Origin of the sequence: Vibrio cionasavignyae, assembly GCF_050337155.1 — a bacterium.
Lineage (GTDB): Bacteria > Pseudomonadota > Gammaproteobacteria > Enterobacterales > Vibrionaceae > Vibrio > Vibrio nomapromontoriensis.
This window is the reverse complement of record NZ_JAKJSR010000012.1, coordinates 69,417-88,490: the sequence shown is the minus strand read 5'-3', so window position 1 is coordinate 88,490 and position 19,074 is coordinate 69,417. Positions and strand designations below refer to the sequence as shown.

Sequence of the window (19,074 nt, the reverse complement as noted above, 5' to 3'; positions counted from 1 at the left end):
CGCATGAGTGATAGCAAACCAATAAACCATGATTACACCCCCTGCTTTCTTATCCCCTGTTTCAATCATGGCGATACCATCGCAGATGTCATCGCTTCATTGAAGCCATTTAGCTACCCTATTTTACTGGTAGATGATGGCAGTAATCAGGCAACAAAAGAAGCGTTGGCCCATGTCGCTAAACTCGAACATGTACACCTGATTACCCTTGAAGTTAATCAGGGTAAAGGCGGGGCTGTCATGGCTGGCATTCGTCAAGCCAAGGTTTGGGGCTTTAGTCACGTCATCCAAATAGACTCTGACGGTCAACACGATCTTGAATCACTACCTTCTTTGCTTGATGCGTCGCAAACACAACCGAACAAGCTTATATCCGGACGACCCGTTTACGACAGTAGCGTGCCTAAATCTCGTCTATACGGCCGTTATGTCACTCACTTTTGGGTGTGGGTAGAGACTCTATCGTTCGATATCAAAGATAGTATGTGCGGTTTTAGAGCCTACCCTGTCAAGCAAACCGTCAAGGTGCTTGATAAGTATCGCATTGGCAGCCGAATGGACTTCGATATTGAAGTTCTAGTTCGCATGTACTGGGAAGGCTGCGACATTCAATTTATCGACACTCGCGTCATGTACCCTGAAGGCGGTATTTCTCATTTTGATGCGCTTTGGGACAACGTCAAAATTAGCAAGATGCACACCAAGCTATTTTTCGGTATGTTGCCGCGTATTCCCAAGCTCATCGCTCGCCACTTTAAAAAGACTGACCCTGCGGCAGTCACATCTCACAGCGCAAGCAACGCACCAGCCACGCCACCTCATTGGTCGAAACAAAAAGAGCGTGGAACCATACTGGGTATAAAAACTTTATTATGGATCTACAAAGTATTAGGGCGCCAAGCGTTCAATCTCATCTTGCCGCTTGTTATTCGTTACTACCACCTCACTAATCATCGTGCGCGCGATGCATCTGAGCAATACCTTCAGCTGCTAACCCGTTTTGCAAAGCGTCATAATGCCACTCTGCCAGGCAATCTAACCAGCCAGCAACACTTATTGTCTTTTGGTCATACCATGTTAGACAAGCTTGCCGCCTGGAAAGGCGATTTTTCTCTCGATAACTTGACGATTCACGGGCAAGAACAATTCCAGCCACTCATAGACAATAAACAAGGCGTACTACTGCTCGGATCGCATCTCGGCAATATTGAGCTATGCCGAGCACTTAGCCGTCGCTACAGCCATATCAAAATTAATGCGTTGGTGTTTACTGAGCACGCTGAACGTTTTAACTCTGTCATGAAGACCATCAATCCCAACTCAGATTTAAACCTCATTCAAGTGAGTCATATGGGGCCCGATACGGCGATTTTACTGCAGCAAAAAATCGAACAAGGTGAATGGGTCGTCATTGTGGGTGATCGTACTTCTACCAGCAAAGAGCAGCGCTGTATCTGGGCTAACTTTCTCGACAAGCCAGCACCGTTTCCACAAGGGCCATTCATGTTAGCCTCCGTGCTTAAGGCGCCTGTTTATTTGATCTTTGGCTTTCGCGATGATAGCCGAAGAAGCCCCCATTTTAATGTCTATTTTGAGCACTTTAGTGACAAAATAGCCTTGCCACGCCGTACTCGACAAGCCGCATTGGAGCAGGTCGTACAAAATTACGCGAATCGCTTAGAGCATTACGCCTTACAAGCGCCGCTACAGTGGTATAACTTTTTCAACTTTTGGACGTTAAGTAAGCAAAATGACGAAGAGCAATAATATTATTTTTGGTGCAGAGCGCCTCTCTATTGAAGATGTCGTAGCCATTTCTGCAGGTGCACAAGCCAGCATGAATCGCTCTCCAGAGTATGTCGCCAAAATCGATCGCAGCGTGGCGTTTTTGGAGCGCTTATTAAAAGAAGAGGGTGTTATCTACGGTGTCACCACCGGATATGGTGACTCCTGCACTGTCGCCATTCCGCCTCATCTTGTTGATGAACTGCCTTTGCATCTCACACGCTTTCACGGCTGCGGGCTCGGTGACATTCTCACCCACGAGCAATCGCGCGCCGTATTAGCAACGCGCCTATGTTCCTTGTCTCAAGGTATGTCTGGCGTCACCCATGACTTACTCAATCAAATTACCACCCTCATTAATCACGATATCGCACCAAGAATTCCACAAGAAGGCTCGGTGGGAGCCAGTGGTGACTTGACCCCTTTGTCCTATCTTGCTGCGACACTGATTGGTGAACGTGAAGTCTTATACAAAGGTGAAATTCGCGCGACGCAAGATGTATTTAAAGAACTCAATATCAAGCCGATTACGCTTAAGCCTAAAGAAGGGCTGGCATTAATGAATGGCACATCAGTGATGACGGCTCTGGCCTGTTTAGCCTATAAACGTGCAGAATATTTAGCTCAGTTGTGCACCAAAATCACGGCGATGGTATCGGTTGGTATTCACGGTAACGACTTCCACTTTGATGAAGCTTTATTTGCAGTCAAACCTCACCCAGGCCAACAACAAATTGCCGCATGGCTACGTGATGATTTACAAGCAGAAAGACCTCCTCGTAATAGCGACCGACTACAAGATCGTTACTCACTACGCTGCGCGCCCCATGTCATCGGTGTGGTACAAGACTCTCTGCCTTGGCTTCGTCAACTCATTGAAAACGAACTTAACAGCGCCAACGATAATCCGATAATTGATGGTGATAATGAGCGTGTCTTGCACGGTGGACACTTCTACGGCGGCCACATTGCCATGGCAATGGATACACTAAAAACAGGTGTGGCGAATCTCGCTGATCTATTGGATCGTCAAATGGCGCAGTTGATGGATTACAAGTTCAACAATGGCTTACCGTATAACTTAACGGGGGCAGAAGGCGATCGTAAGCCAATCAACCATGGTTTTAAAGCGGTACAAATCGGTATCTCGGCATGGACGGCTGAAGCCCTAAAGCACACCATGCCAGCCAGCGTATTTTCACGCTCGACCGAATGCCACAACCAAGACAAAGTGAGCATGGGTACCATTGCCGCGCGTGACTGTTTACGTGTACTGGAATTAACCGAGCAAGTCGCCGCAGCCTCACTACTGGCAGGAACGCAAGCGATAGAACTTCGCAAGCGCCACAATGAACTCGACGAGCACCATATGAGCGATAACTTGAAAGCGATTCGTGATTCGATCTTAAGTGAATTTGAAATGGTGAATGAAGACCGCCCATTGGAAGCGGATTTACGTCATTTCATGAGCCGAATTCAACAGCGTCATTGGTCACTCTATTAATTTCAATGATTTCGTTTAGCTAAATCATTGTTTAATTTAGCTCATCAGTTTATACAGTATTAGGAAGCGCTATGACTGACATCCTACATCCGCTCACATCAGAAGTGAGCATGATTACTTCTTTTCAAGATGCGGATCCCATGGGCGTCATCTATCACGGTAACTTTTTCCGTTTTTTCGAAGAAGCGCGCCGAGTGTTGATGGATAATATTGATTACGATTATCGCGCGATGCAAGCGTCCGGGTTTGCTTGGCCCATCATTGATACCCGAGTGAAGTATGTTAAGGCCATTCCGTTTAATCACGCTATTCGTGTGACGGCAAAACTCACCGAGTGGGAAAACCGTCTGCGTATAGACTACGTCATCTATGACGCCAACAGTGGGGCTAGAATGTGTAAAGCACACACGACTCAAGTCGCCGTTTCGATTGATACCGAAGAGATGTGCTTTGCGTCGCCTCGCGTCTTTATCGAAAAAGTCGACTATTGGCATCAACATGGACACCTAGCACATGAGGCTTAACCTACTCTCACCATTTCGCCAGCCATCGCTGGCAAAGGCATTCATACGCAAACATGCCATTTTGGCCGTGCTGCTGATGTTTTCCCCTTTGTCGTTGGCACAAGTCGATAACCTAGCCGATTTGCAACAACAGCTTGCCAAGCATTCGCTGGTACGAGGTGACTTTGAACAACAGCGTCATATCGAAATGTTTGAACAGCCCCTGATCTCATCAGGGCAGTTCACGCTCGATAAAACCAATGGCTTATTATGGCGTCAGCAATCGCCATTTCCTGTCCAGCTTGTCCTGACAAAAGATAAACTTCGCCAGACTTTTGCCGATCAACCAGCACAAGTCATTACCGCAAAAGACAACCCAATGGCGTTCTATTTTAGCCATATATTCTTGGCGGTGTTTCACGGTGACACCCAACAACTAGAACAACAATTTGAAATGAACTTCACCGCGACTAAAGGACATTGGTCACTCGTGTTGACGCCACGTGCTGCGCCACTCAATTCTGTCTTTGACACCATTTCAATCCGCGGCAAAGACGAACTGGAACAACTCACACTGCAAGAAATTCGCGGCGATAAAACCAACATTATTTTTAGTCATCAACGTTATCAACCAAAGAGCCTAACGGATGCCGAGCAAGCCCAGTTCCAATTTTAGCCAAGCGAGTCGCTTCAGCTTCACACAAGCACGAGCCTATCAACTGGCTCTATTGTGGTTTGGCGTGGTTCTATTCGCTATCGCTCTACTTATTAAACAGTGGGCGTTTAGCACCGTGTCGCCCATAGAAACCGACATTCTAAAATTACTCCCTGTTAATGAACAAAACCCAGTTGCTGAAAGTGCCTTTAACAAAGTCACGACCAGCATGAGTGACAAGGTCGTTTTTGTTCTCTCGGAAAAAAATTCGTCGGCGGATAGCGCAGCACTATATCAAGCGGCTGAAACCTTTGCCGACCAACTTCAACAGAGCCAGTACTTTGCCACTGTGACGGCGAGAATAGATGACAATCAGCAACAGCAATGGGCGAAATATTACTTTCAACACCGTTGGCAACAGCTGACAAACACTCAGCGAGAGCGACTAGAACACAACCCTAGCGCGCAAACACAACGCGTTATTCAGGCCGTGTACAATCCATTCTCTGGTGTGACAGGACAAGAGTTAGAAAACGACCCCTTTTTGCTGTTTCGAGATTATTTAAGTCAAATCAGTCATTCGTCCTCTTCCTTTGTCTTAACGCAAGGTTACTTATCAACGCAATACCAAGACAAAACGTACCTGCTGATTACCGCTGAACTCAACGATTCCCCCTACAGCATGCAGGCACAACACGTGGTGCCACTTATCGAACAATGGCAGCAAGACATCGCGCAACATTACGATGTAGAAATTGCTCATACTGGGGTGCTTTTTTATGCCGATTTTGGTACGCGAAGTGCGAAATCTGAGATCAGTACCATCGGTGTGTTCTCATTATTAGGGGTGGTTTTGCTCATTGGTTTGGTGTTTCGCAGCCTCACTCCATTGGCGTTGGCCTTACTGTCGGTATCAATGGGGCTTGTCGTTGCAATGGCAGTCACAACCTTCATTTTTGGACGAATACACTTATTTAGTTTGGTGTTCGGCGCAAGCTTAATTGGCGTGTCTATCGACTACGCCTTTCATTTCCTCACAGATCGCTTAGCGGCGGGAAACAAATGGGATAGCCTCAAAGGGCTAAAACACATATTCATTGCCATCACCCTCGGTCTTGCCACTAGCTTGATTGGCTACTTAGGTTTACTTATCGCCCCATTCCCCGGTTTACAACAGCTGGCTCTATTTTCGGCAATAGGACTTATCTCTGCCTACATCACGGTGGTGGCTTGGTATCCTATTTTAGCAAAGTCGCCAAGCAAACCCCGCAAACTGCCGGGCAAGGCGTTGAGCCAAAAATGGCTCTCTTGCTGGCAAAATCGCGCGGTGTCATGGGGCATACCCTTCGCAACACTCGCACTTAGTGCACTGATGATGACGCAAGTACGCTACAACGATGACATTCATCAGCTGCAAGCCATGCCCCAAACCCTAAAGCAGCAAGAAACGCTCATCGCGACGTTAACGGGAATGCAGTCATCGCAACAAATGTTAGTGGTAACTGCCGACGATAACGAATCACTGCTGCAATCGTTAGAATCCATAGAAACGCCACTCAACGAATGGCAACAATCACAAGTGATTAGCGGCTATCAAAGCTTACACCGTTACCTCCCTTCCCAACAAAGGCAGGCCGAGGACTTTGCGCTCATTCAATCGCTCTACAGCGCTCAAGCCGAAACACTGGCTAAATCGTTGCATCTTGCGCGCGTGCCTAACATAGTCGAACAGCCAGAGCTCATCACCTTACGCGACTACCTTCAGCATCCTGTGTCGGAGCCTTTACGATTTTTATATCTAGGTGATATCGACGGACAAATGGCCTCGGTTGTTTTACTTAAAGATGTCTCTAATGCTGATGCTATTAAAGCACTCGCACAACAAAATCATCACATCACCTATCTCAATAAAGCAGAAGAAGTGTCGGTGTTATTTGGGCAATACCGCATAAAAATCATGGAGCTCCTTGCCCTGGCAACCCTAGCAATTGCTCTGGTTTTGGTTTGGCGATATGGTGTTAAACGTAGTATTCGCATCCTACTGCCATCACTCATCGCTTGTCTTGCAGGACTGGCGGTGACTGTTGCAACAGGCAGCGAATTAAACTTATTTAACCTGTTAGCCTTGGTGTTAATTATCGGCATTGGCATTGATTACACCCTGTTTTTTGCAGAACAGCAGCGCTGCCATAGCACGTTACTTGCTATCACTTTATCTGCCATCACCACACTGTTGTCGTTTGGTTTATTGTCGCTAAGTGATACACACGCCATTCACAGTTTTGGTATTACCGTTCTCACGGGTATCTTCGTTGCTTGGTTGCTGTCCCCGCTCGCCATCAATGATGACAAGGAGCCTCAATGACACTAAGCATATTTTCTCCTTTGGGCTGGATAACCACACTAACGCACAACCTCAGGCGGCGCTTTTGGCGCGGGTTCGTGCTGTTACTCACCCTTTCTAGTATCACGGGTTGTGCGCTAACGCCTCAAAACGCTTCGACGCAAGTACAACTAAAACCCGGTACTCGTGTCACTCTACCGACACCGGCAGAACTGGGTTATCAACTCTCAGCAAGCCAGTTAATTAGCGCGACTTGGCATAGTGAAAAAGGAGAGGAGTCTTCCCAGCTTCCAGTGCAGCTGCAAGTCGATAAAAACCAACTGGTATTAGCTGGGTTCTCATCTTGGGGAACGCGGATTATGTCACTTACCTACCAAGATGATGACATTCAAGCGAACGTGCTCAGCGGACTGGAAAATACCTTGCCAGAGCCAGAACAGATCTTATTTAATTTGATGGTAACGCTCTGGCCGCAAAGTGCTTGGGAAGCCCCATTAAAAGCGATAGAGTGGCGTATCATCGACTCGAAAAATCAGCGCCAACTCATTGATGAAACAGGCACAACCGTCATCAACATTCGTTACGAGAGCCATGATCCTCTGCAAGGTAAAATTTATTTTGAACACCAGCAACTGGGGTACTCTATCGTAATCCAAACGCTCAATTTTCAACTCAACGACAACGAACAATAAATAAGCATGAAGCGAACTAATCCCTCAACTCCGATATTTATCCATGACTGCGGATTTCACTCTGCACTCGGCAACACACCACTCAGTGTGCAACAAGGCTTGTCACAGGGTCACTGCCCTCATATGGAACCGGCGGAAAATTTGCTAAACAGTGGAAAGTCGACTGTTGTCGGCCGTGTAAAAGAAGCGCTGCCTGCGCTTCCCTCACATTTGCTTCAGTTTGACTCAAGAAATAATCGCCTTGCCCTTTCTGCCTTACAGCAAATCGAGACGAGCGTACGCGCGGCAATAACACGCTATGGCTCAGAGAGAGTCGCAGTCATTGTCGGCACCAGTACATCCGGTATCTCTGATGGTGAAGCAGGCTACGCAGAAAAATTATCAACTGGCGACTTTCCTCGTGATTACCACTATCGTAAACAAGAGCTTGGAAACGGCAGTGACTTTATCGCTCACTATTTTGACCTCACCGGCCCATGTTATTCTATTTCTACTGCGTGTTCTTCAAGCGGACGGGTGTTTATCAGTGCTAAGCGGCTATTAAAATCAGGACTGGTTGACGCCGTTATTGTCGGTGGCGTCGATACCCTTTGCGCGCTAACACTCAACGGTTTTAATAGCTTAGAGGCGCTCTCTAGCACCTTATGCTGCCCGTTTGATGAAAACCGTAATGGCATCAACATTGGTGAATCCGCCGCCTTTATGCTGCTGTCTAAAGAGCGCCCCACCACACGTGAACCTGCTATTGCTTTGTTGGGGGCTGGCGACAGTTCTGATGCTCATCATATTTCCGCCCCTCACCCTGAGGGAGACGGCGCTGAGCAGGCCATGCTAAAATCACTCTCAGACGCGCAATTGCAACCCAACGATATTGGCTACATCAATGCGCATGGCACCGCGACACCACTTAATGACAGCATGGAAAGCAAAGCGATTACTCGCATCTTCGGTCAGTCGGTACCGGTAAGCTCTACCAAACCGTTGACGGGGCATACTCTGGGAGCAGCAAGTGCAACAGAAGCTGCGATTGCTTGGCACATGCTGAAATATGATTTGTCGTTGCCCAAACAACAGTGCCAACACAAAGCAGAGGATATTGATGTGGATTTAGTAGAAACCGATATCAAGCTAAATGGTAAAGCTATTTTGAGTAACTCTTTCGCCTTTGGTGGCAACAATGTCAGTCTAATTTTTGGAGTATGCCATGACTAGCCTCCCCCCAATTGAGCAACTCCTCCCCCACGATGCGCCGATGATTTTAGTGGATCGTGTTATCGATGTTCAAGACGAGTCCGTTCACTGCCAAGTCGATATTGGCGATCATCATTTGTTTTTTGATCCCGCGACTCAAACAACGCCAGCGTATGTAGGCATAGAATTTATGGCTCAATCAGTCGCTGCGTGGTCTGGTTTTCATGCCAAGAGCAAAGGGGAAACCCCACCTATCGGTTTTCTATTAGGAAGCCGACGATATCAAGTCGACTATGAGCATTTTAAACAAGGTCAAACGCTAGATATCCATGCAGAAAAGGTGATCGAAGACAGTGGCATGGCAGTATTTTCAGCTCGCCTTGAGTTGAATGGCGAACAAATCGCGTCATGCCAACTCAATGTTTATGTGCCGTCAGAACAGAAATTAAAAGAAATGAAAAATAGGAAACCCCAATGAGCCGACAAGTATTAGTCACCGGTGCCAGTAAAGGTATCGGTCAAGCGATTGCCATCCAACTTGCCAGTGATGGGTTTACCATCGCCGTGCATTACATGGGGGACGAACAAGGCGCGCAACACACACTTTCGACCATTGAAGCAAACGGCGGCAAAGGCCGATTAATTCAATTTGATATTAGTGACCGCAAGCAATGTCGCGAGCGCCTTGAAGCCGATATAGACCAACATGGTGCCTACTACGGTGTCGTGAATAACGCCGGCATCACAAGAGACACCGCTTTCCCTGCGATGACAGAAGAAGAATGGGATGGCGTTATTCATACCAACTTAGACAGTTTCTATAATGTGCTTCACCCGTGTGTGATGCCTATGGTGCAAAAACGCAAAGGCGGCCGAATTGTCACGCTCGCTTCTGTTTCTGGCATCATGGGCAATCGCGGTCAAACCAATTACAGCGCGGCCAAAGCAGGCGTCATTGGCGCAACAAAGTCACTCGCACTCGAACTTGCAAAACGCAAAATCACCGTTAACTGCGTTGCTCCGGGCTTAATTGATACTGGTATGGTCGATGAACATGTAAAAGAACATGCCATGCCACAGATCCCATTGCGCCGCATGGGTGAACCAGAAGAAGTCGCCGGGCTGGTTAGCTACCTTATGTCGGACATCGCTTCCTATGTCACCCGCCAAGTTATTTCGGTAAATGGAGGTTTAGTATGAACCGCCGCGTTGTTGTCACTGGCATGTCGGGCGTTACCGCATTTGGAAACGACTGGGCATCAATAGAGCCTAAATTGCGCGCGTGTGAAAACGCCACGCAATATATGCCGTCCTATGAGCAATATGATGGGCTAAATACCAAGTTAGCCGCACCGATTGACCACTTTGAATTGCCTAAGCATTACAAGCGCAAGCAAGTTCGTGGTATGGGTCGGGTATCTAAGCTGGCGACTGTCGCCACCGAAAATGCGTTAATTCAATCCGGACTGTTGGGTAATGAAGTACTCACTAACGGCCAAGCGGGGATCGCCTACGGGTCCTCAACGGGCAGTACCGATGCCATTGGTGCCTTTGGTGTCATGCTCAATGAAAAGAGCACACGAGCCATTACCGCCACCACTTATGTACAAATGATGCCGCACACCACTGCCGTTAACGTGGGGCTATTTTTCGGGCTTAAAGGACGCGTTATTCCTACCAGTAGTGCGTGCACCTCTGGCAGTCAAGCGATTGGCTATGCGTATGAAGCAGTGAAACACGGCTATCAAACCGTTATGGTCGCAGGGGGTGGTGAAGAGCTTTGCCCAACAGAATCCGCCGTTTTTGACACCTTGTTTGCCACAAGCCTAAAAAATGACGCGCCGAAATCAACACCTAGCCCTTATGATTCAAGCCGCGATGGTCTTGTCATTGGCGAAGGCGCTGGAACGTTAGTTTTAGAAGAATACGAGCACGCTGTCGCTCGTGGCGCGACGATTTACGCAGAAATTATTGGCTTTGCCAGTAACTGCGACGCCGCCCATGTGACGCAACCACAGATGGAAACCATGCAAATATGCATGGAAATGGCACTACAAAACGCCAACCTATCACCAGAAAAAATTGATTATGTCTCTGCCCACGGAACCGCAACCGAGCGTGGTGACATTGCAGAAAGTAATGCTACGGCTAATGTCTTTGGCGCGGTTCCTATTAGCTCTCTGAAAAGCTACTTCGGCCACACGTTAGGTGCCTGTGGCGCAATTGAAGCATGGCTTGGGTTAGAAATGATGCACACTGGCTGGTTTAACCCAACCTTGAACCTCAATACGCTCGACGAACAATGCGGGAAGTTAGACTACATCACAGGCACAGGTCGTGAACTCAATGCCACCTATCTGATGAGCAACAACTTTGCGTTTGGTGGTATTAACACTTCAATCATTTTTAAGAAAATCTAACGCTCACCCACAAACACGTAAACGGGTGTTCAACGCCAGTTTACGTGTTTTATCGTAGGTACCTAACGATACCATCATCCATGCTTTGATACTGAACACCATATTTCAACGTTAACCTCACCGTGAATTTTACTTTGACATCAAAGCAATTAACGAGTTGCCATTGGTATTTTCGCGACTTAACCTAGCTCACTAGTCAGCATATTAACGCTAATTTCACCTGTCATTTATTGTATAATTGTTACTAACAAAGCCGTGCTTAAACTCCCTGATCACTTTGCATCAACAAAAACCACGCACAACCCATTGAAAACAATGCATCTACGCACATAACCAAAACCATTGTTGGTGCATTGATATTGTAAATTTATATGTCACATCAGCAACCCAAAGGCACCCCTTATTAGTTGAAGCCCTTTCTATATATACCTTTCGTTGCTATTTTATTCGCACAAAACCTTTAGAGCACTAATCAAAATACCAAGTATGACTGGTCGCTTTTATGTTAGATTACGGCGCTGGGATTGGGCGTGACGTAACGTGACGAGTTCACAAAAAGTGCCGGGGGTTATATAGCACTATCCGTCTAATCAAAGATTAATTAAAAATGGAGTTGGTCGTTGTATCCGTGCATTCGGATATACAAACCTCATTACTATGAGTTTTAAATCAAAAAAATACAGTATAGATTCTACCGACTATCAGGTTGGTCAAGACAACATCACTAAATGGGGGATGGACGTTCACAACACCGTATTTACGGCGTCGGCAGGTTTATCCATTCTCTTTATCATCACACTTTTAGTGCTTTCACCTGCCGATGCCAAAGCGGCCATCGATGCAGTTAAAGCAGCCGCGCTCTCTAAATTTGACTTCGTCTTCATCTGGGGTGCAAACATACTGCTACTGTTTGCCATTGGTATCGCTTTTTCACCTTTAGGTAAAATCCGCTTAGGGGGAGACGAGGCGACAACTGATTACTCCACTTTGTCCTGGATTTCCATGCTATTTGCCGCCGGTATGGGCATTGGACTGATATTTTGGGGGGTCGCCGAGCCAACCGCATTTTTCACCAATTGGTTTGGTACCCCGTTAAATGTCGAGGCGTATACCTCTGAAGGTCGCGAACTGGCACTGGGCGCAGCAGTATTTCACTGGGGATTCCACGCCTGGGCTATCTATGGCATGACGGCACTCGCTTTAGCCTACTTTGTTTATAACAAAGGGTTACCACTTTCCATGCGCTCAATTTTCTATCCCCTACTTGGTGAAAGGGTTTGGGGTAAGATTGGTGATGCCATTGATGTTATGGCGGTATTGGTCATTCTATTCGGACTAGCGACTTCTCTAGGGTTGGGCGGCTCTCAAGCCGCAAGTGGAATAAGCCACGTATTTGGATTTGAAAATAGCCTTTTCCTTCAGCTTCTGGTCATCCTAGTTATCATGGGTTTAGCCATTATTTCAGTGATTCGTGGGATGGATGGTGGTGTTAAAGTGTTGAGTAACCTCAACATGATTATCGCTTTTGTTTTCCTTGGCTTTCTTGCCATACTCAATTTCACCACTGTACTCGACTCAGTAACAACAGCGGTTGTGGGCTATGTGAAAAACATCATTCCATTAAGTCAAAGTTCTGGTCGTGAGGACACAACATGGCTGCATGGTTGGACTGTGTTTTATTGGGCGTGGTGGGTTGCTTACGCTCCATTCTTTGGCATGTTCGTTGCTCGAATATCTAAAGGGCGCACCATCCGTGAGTTTTTAGTTTGTGTCATGGTTGTGCCAACCTTAGTCACCACCGCATGGATGTCTTTCTTTGGTGGTATTGCTATCCAACAGATTATTGATAAGGTTGGGCAACTCGGCGTCGAGCAAGGCATTAGCGATGTGTCGTTAAGCTTATTCTATATGCTAGACGCCTATCCAATTGGCAATTTACTTTCAATCATTGCGGTTGCGCTGATCATTGTCTTCTTTGTTACCACCCTTGATTCTGGCTCTATCGTTGTCGATAGTATGACCGCGGGTGGAAAATTGGAGCTGCCAATTAAACAAAAAGTGGTATGGGCGTTTATCTCTGCCGTCATTGCAATGGTAATGCTATGGATTGGTGGAACGGACTCTATTCAGGCGCTGCAATCCATTACTATTATCGCAGCCCTGCCGTTTACGTTGATTCTAATTCTCGGTGCAATCAGCTTAGTGAAAGCCTTATTGACTGAGGTCGAACAACCCAAAGTCACCGAAAGCAAATCGGCTTAGGGTTTAACCTAGAATTAAGGCTTATCAACAGCATTTGTTGATAAGCCTGAGCCAGTATTAATTATCTTCTCCGCACTTTTCACATTCATCATACGTACGTTCACCTTCACTGATCACAACATAGTCTTGCACACACTTTTCACAAAGTGCCAGCTTTGGGTAAGCTTTTTTGGCGCGCTTATCGCCCTCAACGGTATAGTACTTTCTCATGTTATTTGCACAACCATATCCAATTATCGTTAACCGCTATGGGTTTATTTAGCCAAGATTATACAAGCTTCTCACCTTGATTAAAGCGTGGGTAAATGAAAGGCCGTGTCGTATAGAAACTAGAAACGACTCGCTCGGTTCTACCGCTATTGCGGTATGTGTGTCTCAGTTGCCATCACGTAATAAGACCTAATTCATAACTTTTGATATTGTTCGTGCTTAGACAAATACATTGAGGCTCTAGAAATGAAAAACTTGCTATTACTTATTGCGATCACATTTTTCATTAGTGGCTGCTCCAATACATGGAAGGGAGTAAAAGATGATTCTTCTAAGATATGGAATGACACCAAAGAAGCCGTCCATGAAGCCACTGAGTAACACCGATGGCGTGCTTTATCACGGCAAAAAAAGCTACAAACAATGTTGTGGCATAAGCGCGATCAAGACAATCTGGTTCACCGCTGGTTATGAGAGAAGCTCAAACAATTGGTAAAAAACCAGGCTGGATAGACCAAGCCACTCAATACAGTCGCCACCATGATTAACACCAATTGGAGCTCGCATCACAAATATTCGCTATGTTTTCACAAGCTATTTATTGATTTATCAGCATGTTAGACAATACTTAAGCAAGAGTATAATTGTGGATAATAGAAATGCGCATAGAGAAAAAACAGCACACTATACTGCTTGTTGATGATACGCCTGATAACCTTGACCTGCTCAACGGTGTGCTTGCAGAAAAGTACCAAATAAAAATAGCGACCAGTGGCAAAATCGCCCTAAAGATTGCACACCGCTTACCCAAACCCGATCTCATTTTGCTCGATATCATGATGCCAGAAATGGATGGATACGACGTTTGCCGACAACTTAAGTCTCACCCAGTTACCCAAGATATCCCCGTAATATTTATCACCGCCAAAACTCAAACAGAGGATGAGACCAAAGGGTTTGCCCTTGGCGCCGTCGATTATATTACCAAACCCATCAGCCCTCCTATCGTCCGAGCTCGTGTCGAAACGCATCTCTTCTTACATAATCAGCGACAAGCCCTTGAGCTCGAAGTACAAATCCGTACTCAAGAATTACGACAAAACCAATCTGAAATTATTAACTGCTTAGGGCGAGCCGCCGAATTTAAAGACAATGAAACCGGTATGCATGTTATTCGTATGAGTCATTATAGCCGCTTACTCGCCGACGCTATTCATGTAGACCCTAAATGGCGGGATCTGCTGTTTGAAGCCGCGCCAATGCATGATGTCGGTAAAATTGGAATTGCGGACAACATATTACTAAAACCCGATACTCTCAATGACGACGAATGGCATGAAATGAAGCGTCATGTGGACTATGGCGTTGAAATCTTGGGCTCTTATTCGTCACCATTACTTGATTTAGCAAAGGAGATTGCCCAAAACCACCATGAAAAATGGGATGGCAGTGGTTACCCTAAAGGCATTAGCGGCGAAAATATTCCCCTTTCAGCACGTATCGTCACGATTGCCGATGTATTTGATGCCCTCACAAGTGTCCGCCCCTATAAACGAGCTTGGACAGTAGAAGATGCATTTCAGTTTTTAACTGAGCAATCAGGCCAACATTTTGACCCACAATTAGTCGACATTTTTCTCTGTTTAAAAGACGAGATAAATAAAATAAAACAACGATTTAGTGACTAATTTTCGACGAGGTAATTTTGCAACATGGTCGTTTGGCAGCATAACCGTTTGACAGCATAGTCACTCACCATGGGCCCACCACTAACTTACACTCGTACCATACAAGACACAATCAAGGAAGATCTGCCATGCTCTCTAATGACGTACAACGCTCAATCATACGCTCTAACCGTATTGTGGTTGGATTTTTGATTGTGGTTGTCATGCTGTTCAGTATTGGACTAATGGCTTGGGTAAGCCTAAACAAATTATTTAGCTCCGTTGATCGGTACGAAGGCGCTGGGCAGCTATTGTTAACATTAGATCGCGCTCGTCTGCACGAGTTATCGTTTACTCGAGATTTGGCCGTAAAAGAATCAGATGTCGCGTTAAATTACATGCAAGAAGCACTCGTACTAGCTAATACCTTTCACCTAGAACGGCAACAAGACAGCTATGGTACTCAGGAGCTTATTCATAAAATCTCCCAATACGAAAGCGACTTTGGCAATTATGTCGATCTCAGTTTAAACTTCCTTCAAGAGCGAAATGTGATGGTGCAGAATGCTCGGAAAGCCAGTACATTATCGGACGCTATTCATCGCCTGCAGCTCAAATATATTGACTTAGATAAAATGCGAGTTGATGAGCTTCGCAAAGAGATGAGTGATATTTCAAAAAACTCTGCAACGTCTTACCAACTTTCAGTTTCCGTTGAGTCAGCTCGTAATTTTGCTAAAGACTTTCTTGTCTTTAGCAATAAAAAAGACTACCGCTTAAGCCTAGCTGAACTTAAGAAAATATCTCGCTACTTAGAGCAGCTAAGTTCTAGAGTAAAAGATAAACGTAGCCGAGCACTCCTATCCAAACTCGACCTGCTAGAAAATGAATTCTATGATCGTCTCCATCAATTGGAAAATGTATCTGGACCAAAAGATGTTAGCCTTGATAACCCCCTGATACGCAATTTTGCTATGACCGCGTTTGAACTTGCTCAAGCCTCACTAGACTTAAGAAGCAACGAAACCCTTGTGTTTGAACTCGCCCAAGAAAAAGTCGCCAATATTCAAAACTTAATGGCGCAGCGCCTCAATATTTCTAAAGAGATCACCGCTCTCATTACAGAAATTGATTCTGCACGCCAAACCGACCGCGATTTTTCTTTAGCCATCAGTGAAGAAGCGAAAAGTATCTACGCTCAGGAAGTCATTTATCTGCTACAAAAAGCATTACACCGAATAGAAATTATTGCGAGTTTGCTGATAGAAAATGATGAAAAACAATTGTTCAAACAGCTTTCACCTGTACTAAAAATGTATTTGGATGATTTCCATCGGGTACAAACGGTTTCCAATCAAACAGACAGTATCGCCAAGCGAATGGTGGAGTCCGCCGTTGAGATTGATGGGGCTATTCTCGATATTCGAAATCGACGCTTTAGTGAAATGTCGCAAGCCAGAGATCTTTCCGCCTACATTTCATATGGCGCGATATTATTCGTTCTCGCCTTAATGATGCTCGGGTATCTCATTCGACGTTCTCATACCGAATTACAAGGTGTCGCACAGGTGTTAGAGCAAGCCAATGACGTGGCACAAAACGCCAACCAAGCAAAATCGGACTTTCTCGCGACAATGAGCCATGAAATTCGCACGCCAATGAATGCCATTATTGGCATGAGCCACCTTGCTTTAGAAACTGAGCTCAATAAAAAGCAGCGCAACTACATCACGAAAGTTCACAGTTCCGCAAAGTCTTTATTAGGGGTGATCAACGACATTCTCGACTTTTCCAAAGTAGAAGCGGGCAAGATTGAACTAGAGTCACTTGAATTCTCTCTTGATGAGGTAATTGAAGACTTTATCAACCTCACCGGAGATCGTGCTCGAGATAAAAACCTCGACCTACTCATCGATATTGACCCCAATGTTCCGACAGTAATGATGGGCGATGCCTTACGCTTAAAACAAGTGTTAATCAACCTAGGTACCAATGCTGTTAAATTCACCGAGCAAGGAGAGATCCGAGTTCAAATCCGAACCCTTTCCTACACCAACGGTCACTACACCCTACAGTTCAAAATCATTGACGACGGTATAGGGATGACAGAAAAACAGATCAAAAAACTGTTTCAGTCCTTTAGCCAAGCTGATAGTTCAACAACCAGAAAATATGGTGGTACCGGTCTAGGTCTCGCTATTACCAAAAAACTCGTCACACTCATGGGCGGTGATATCTCTGTCGAAAGTCAGCCCAACCAAGGCTCAGTGTTTACCTTTACTGCGCAATTCGGCGAGATAGTCAATAATAGCAAAGCCCTCTACCCTTCAGTATTGAGTAGTAAGAAGATTCTACTCGTCGATGACTCGAAAGAAGCGTCTAGAATCATCAATGCCCAACTGCAACGTATGCAATGTGAAGTGCATTGCTTCAGCAACTTATCCGAACTCGCCACGGCGATGCAAGACAAAGCGATTGAAGCTGACCTTGTTCTTTATGACTGGCGCTTCGACAACTTCAACAACATCGACGAAATCTATAAGCTACGTGAACAGTTCTCTGAATTACTCGTCAGTAAATTGGTCATCTTATCTTCCAAGGGATCGGATGGCATTTCAGAGGCACTTCAAGACACCGATATTATGGTGGCCGATATCCTAGAGAAGCCATTTACTAACTCCTCTTTGGTTGACTTACTTATGAATACTCTGATCTCTAAACAACGCTCCCCTCATCGTCGGAAGCGGGATGTTCAAATGAGTAAGGATATTGAAAGTTTAAAAGGGGCCAAGATCCTTCTTGTTGAAGACAATGAGATAAATCAGGAGGTTGCCTGTGAAATACTCGAAATGAACGGCATGTCCGTAGAGATTGCTAGTAACGGTGAAAGTGCTCTAAAAAAACTCGCTACCCATCACTACGACGGCGTGTTAATGGACTGTCAAATGCCAGTGCTTGATGGCTACAAAGCCACAAAACGCGCCCGACAGGAACTGGGACTTAACAAGTTACCCATTATCGCGCTAACTGCCAATGTTATGGTTGGAGACAAAGAAAAAGTACTCGCAAGTGGCATGAATGATCTCATCGGAAAACCACTTCTGATTGATGAGATGTTTCGAATCATGGCGAAATGGATAACCGTGAATAAAGATGGCACGCCAATCACACCTCCACAACACCGTTCGGTAGAATCGTCTCGTAGTGATGAGCGTCGACAACTGCTGTCTGACTTACAATCCATTGAAGGACTGCAGTGTCAAAATGGGCTAAAAGCCGCCAGTGAAAACACCGCGCTCTATCTCAAACTATTAAATCAATTTTGTCAGCAATATAGAGGGACAACATTCTCCCTCACGCAACAAACGCCCAAAAGCTACCAACTGGATATTCACACTTTAAAAGGCGTCTCCGGAAATTTAGGAATGGTGACAATCACAACATTATGCAGTGACATTGAAGCATCATTGTCGAATGTAGGCCCGAGCAACCTTGACTCACTAGAAACAGAGCTTAATGACTGTATTCAAACAATGGTCGAGCAATTAACACCGCTACTGCCGTTTTCCGCCCACACATACTCAACACAGCAAACAACAAGTGATACAGCCAAATCCGTGCCTAACACTCCAACGACAGATAACAGCCAGTTAGAAATGATTATTCAATATGCCGCTGATTTTGATATGAAAGCGATATCTTTACTCGATAACCCTGCTGTCATTGAATCTATTGGACTAAATGAACATCAACAAGCTCTACTGACAACAGCGATGGAACAGTACGACTTTGAAACTATCACACACATTTTAACGCAACACTTGAACCCATGAGGTGCAGG

Annotated in this window: 15 protein-coding genes; 14 read left to right on the top strand and 1 reads right to left on the bottom strand. The window is 45.7% G+C overall.

Annotation, left to right across the window (positions count from 1 at the left end; all coding sequences use genetic code 11):
- Window positions 1-3: 3 nt before the first annotated feature.
- The 11 genes from L4D74_RS08230 (at window position 4) to L4D74_RS08180 (ending at window position 13,356) form a co-directional block, all read left to right on the top strand.
- Window positions 4-1,767 (top strand): glycosyltransferase family 2 protein, encoded by a 1,764-nt coding sequence (locus tag L4D74_RS08230; RefSeq protein WP_428751905.1) that lies wholly within the window; start codon window positions 4-6, stop codon window positions 1,765-1,767.
- Complete coding sequence (locus L4D74_RS08225; protein WP_428751654.1) at window positions 1,751-3,289, top strand: HAL/PAL/TAL family ammonia-lyase; 1,539 nt, start codon at window positions 1,751-1,753, stop codon at window positions 3,287-3,289. The genes L4D74_RS08230 and L4D74_RS08225 overlap by 17 nt, the downstream gene beginning before the upstream one ends.
- Before the next feature lie 71 nt (window positions 3,290-3,360).
- Window positions 3,361-3,813 (top strand): acyl-CoA thioesterase, encoded by a 453-nt coding sequence (locus tag L4D74_RS08220; RefSeq protein WP_428751653.1) that lies wholly within the window; start codon window positions 3,361-3,363, stop codon window positions 3,811-3,813.
- A gap of 76 nt (window positions 3,814-3,889) precedes the next feature.
- Complete coding sequence (locus L4D74_RS08215; protein ID WP_428751903.1) at window positions 3,890-4,468, top strand: outer membrane lipoprotein carrier protein LolA; 579 nt, start codon at window positions 3,890-3,892, stop codon at window positions 4,466-4,468.
- Window positions 4,440-6,812, top strand: a complete 2,373-nt coding sequence (locus L4D74_RS08210) for an MMPL family transporter (protein WP_428751652.1) — start codon at window positions 4,440-4,442, stop codon at window positions 6,810-6,812. Before L4D74_RS08215 ends, L4D74_RS08210 begins: the two co-directional genes overlap by 29 nt.
- Window positions 6,809-7,483, top strand: a complete 675-nt coding sequence (locus L4D74_RS08205) for a DUF3261 domain-containing protein (protein WP_428751651.1) — start codon at window positions 6,809-6,811, stop codon at window positions 7,481-7,483. Before L4D74_RS08210 ends, L4D74_RS08205 begins: the two co-directional genes overlap by 4 nt.
- 6 nt (window positions 7,484-7,489) lie before the next feature.
- A complete protein-coding gene (locus L4D74_RS08200; RefSeq protein WP_428751650.1) occupies window positions 7,490-8,695 on the top strand; it encodes a beta-ketoacyl-[acyl-carrier-protein] synthase family protein in 1,206 nt (401 codons plus the stop codon).
- Window positions 8,688-9,152 (top strand): hotdog family protein, encoded by a 465-nt coding sequence (locus L4D74_RS08195; protein WP_428751649.1) that lies wholly within the window; start codon window positions 8,688-8,690, stop codon window positions 9,150-9,152. The genes L4D74_RS08200 and L4D74_RS08195 overlap by 8 nt, the downstream gene beginning before the upstream one ends.
- Window positions 9,149-9,874: a 3-ketoacyl-ACP reductase FabG2 gene (locus L4D74_RS08190; protein WP_428751648.1), complete on the top strand. Its 726-nt coding sequence runs from the start codon at window positions 9,149-9,151 to the stop codon at window positions 9,872-9,874. The genes L4D74_RS08195 and L4D74_RS08190 overlap by 4 nt, the downstream gene beginning before the upstream one ends.
- Window positions 9,871-11,094: a beta-ketoacyl-ACP synthase gene (locus L4D74_RS08185; RefSeq protein WP_428751647.1), complete on the top strand. Its 1,224-nt coding sequence runs from the start codon at window positions 9,871-9,873 to the stop codon at window positions 11,092-11,094. Before L4D74_RS08190 ends, L4D74_RS08185 begins: the two co-directional genes overlap by 4 nt.
- Window positions 11,095-11,751: 657 nt before the next feature.
- Window positions 11,752-13,356, top strand: coding sequence for a BCCT family transporter (locus L4D74_RS08180; protein WP_428751646.1), 1,605 nt, complete (start codon window positions 11,752-11,754; stop codon window positions 13,354-13,356).
- Between the two features lie 57 nt (window positions 13,357-13,413).
- Here the strand turns inward: L4D74_RS08180 and L4D74_RS08175 are convergent, their stop codons facing one another.
- On the bottom strand, window positions 13,414-13,566 hold the full coding sequence (locus L4D74_RS08175; protein WP_428751645.1) for a hypothetical protein: 153 nt from the start codon (window positions 13,564-13,566) through the stop codon (window positions 13,414-13,416).
- 246 nt (window positions 13,567-13,812) lie between these two features.
- Between L4D74_RS08175 and L4D74_RS08170 the strand changes: the two genes are divergently transcribed.
- From L4D74_RS08170 to L4D74_RS08160, 3 genes are all read left to right on the top strand, one after another.
- Window positions 13,813-13,947 (top strand): entericidin EcnAB, encoded by a 135-nt coding sequence (locus tag L4D74_RS08170; protein WP_428751644.1) that lies wholly within the window; start codon window positions 13,813-13,815, stop codon window positions 13,945-13,947.
- A 278-nt stretch (window positions 13,948-14,225) separates the two neighbouring features.
- Window positions 14,226-15,254, top strand: a complete 1,029-nt coding sequence (locus L4D74_RS08165) for an HD domain-containing phosphohydrolase (RefSeq protein WP_428751643.1) — start codon at window positions 14,226-14,228, stop codon at window positions 15,252-15,254.
- A 128-nt stretch (window positions 15,255-15,382) separates the two neighbouring features.
- Window positions 15,383-19,066, top strand: coding sequence for a hybrid sensor histidine kinase/response regulator (locus L4D74_RS08160; RefSeq protein ID WP_428751642.1), 3,684 nt, complete (start codon window positions 15,383-15,385; stop codon window positions 19,064-19,066).
- Window positions 19,067-19,074 lie beyond the last annotated feature (8 nt).

Bases quoted from the DNA above. Each gene is read 5' to 3' on its own strand.
- L4D74_RS08180 (WP_428751646.1), top strand. From the start codon at position 11,752: ATGAGTTTTAAATCAAAAAAATACAGTATAGATTCTACCGACTATCAG.
- L4D74_RS08225 (WP_428751654.1), top strand. From the start codon at position 1,751: ATGACGAAGAGCAATAATATTATTTTTGGTGCAGAGCGCCTCTCTATT.
- L4D74_RS08210 (WP_428751652.1), top strand. From the start codon at position 4,440: ATGCCGAGCAAGCCCAGTTCCAATTTTAGCCAAGCGAGTCGCTTCAGC.
- L4D74_RS08175 (WP_428751645.1), bottom strand. From the start codon at position 13,566: ATGAGAAAGTACTATACCGTTGAGGGCGATAAGCGCGCCAAAAAAGCT.
- L4D74_RS08170 (WP_428751644.1), top strand. From the start codon at position 13,813: ATGAAAAACTTGCTATTACTTATTGCGATCACATTTTTCATTAGTGGC.
- L4D74_RS08185 (WP_428751647.1), top strand. From the start codon at position 9,871: ATGAACCGCCGCGTTGTTGTCACTGGCATGTCGGGCGTTACCGCATTT.
- L4D74_RS08195 (WP_428751649.1), top strand. From the start codon at position 8,688: ATGACTAGCCTCCCCCCAATTGAGCAACTCCTCCCCCACGATGCGCCG.
- L4D74_RS08215 (WP_428751903.1), top strand. From the start codon at position 3,890: ATGTTTTCCCCTTTGTCGTTGGCACAAGTCGATAACCTAGCCGATTTG.
- L4D74_RS08220 (WP_428751653.1), top strand. From the start codon at position 3,361: ATGACTGACATCCTACATCCGCTCACATCAGAAGTGAGCATGATTACT.
- L4D74_RS08190 (WP_428751648.1), top strand. From the start codon at position 9,149: ATGAGCCGACAAGTATTAGTCACCGGTGCCAGTAAAGGTATCGGTCAA.
- L4D74_RS08230 (WP_428751905.1), top strand. From the start codon at position 4: ATGAGTGATAGCAAACCAATAAACCATGATTACACCCCCTGCTTTCTT.
- L4D74_RS08165 (WP_428751643.1), top strand. From the start codon at position 14,226: ATGCGCATAGAGAAAAAACAGCACACTATACTGCTTGTTGATGATACG.
- L4D74_RS08205 (WP_428751651.1), top strand. From the start codon at position 6,809: ATGACACTAAGCATATTTTCTCCTTTGGGCTGGATAACCACACTAACG.
- L4D74_RS08160 (WP_428751642.1), top strand. From the start codon at position 15,383: ATGCTCTCTAATGACGTACAACGCTCAATCATACGCTCTAACCGTATT.
- L4D74_RS08200 (WP_428751650.1), top strand. From the start codon at position 7,490: ATGAAGCGAACTAATCCCTCAACTCCGATATTTATCCATGACTGCGGA.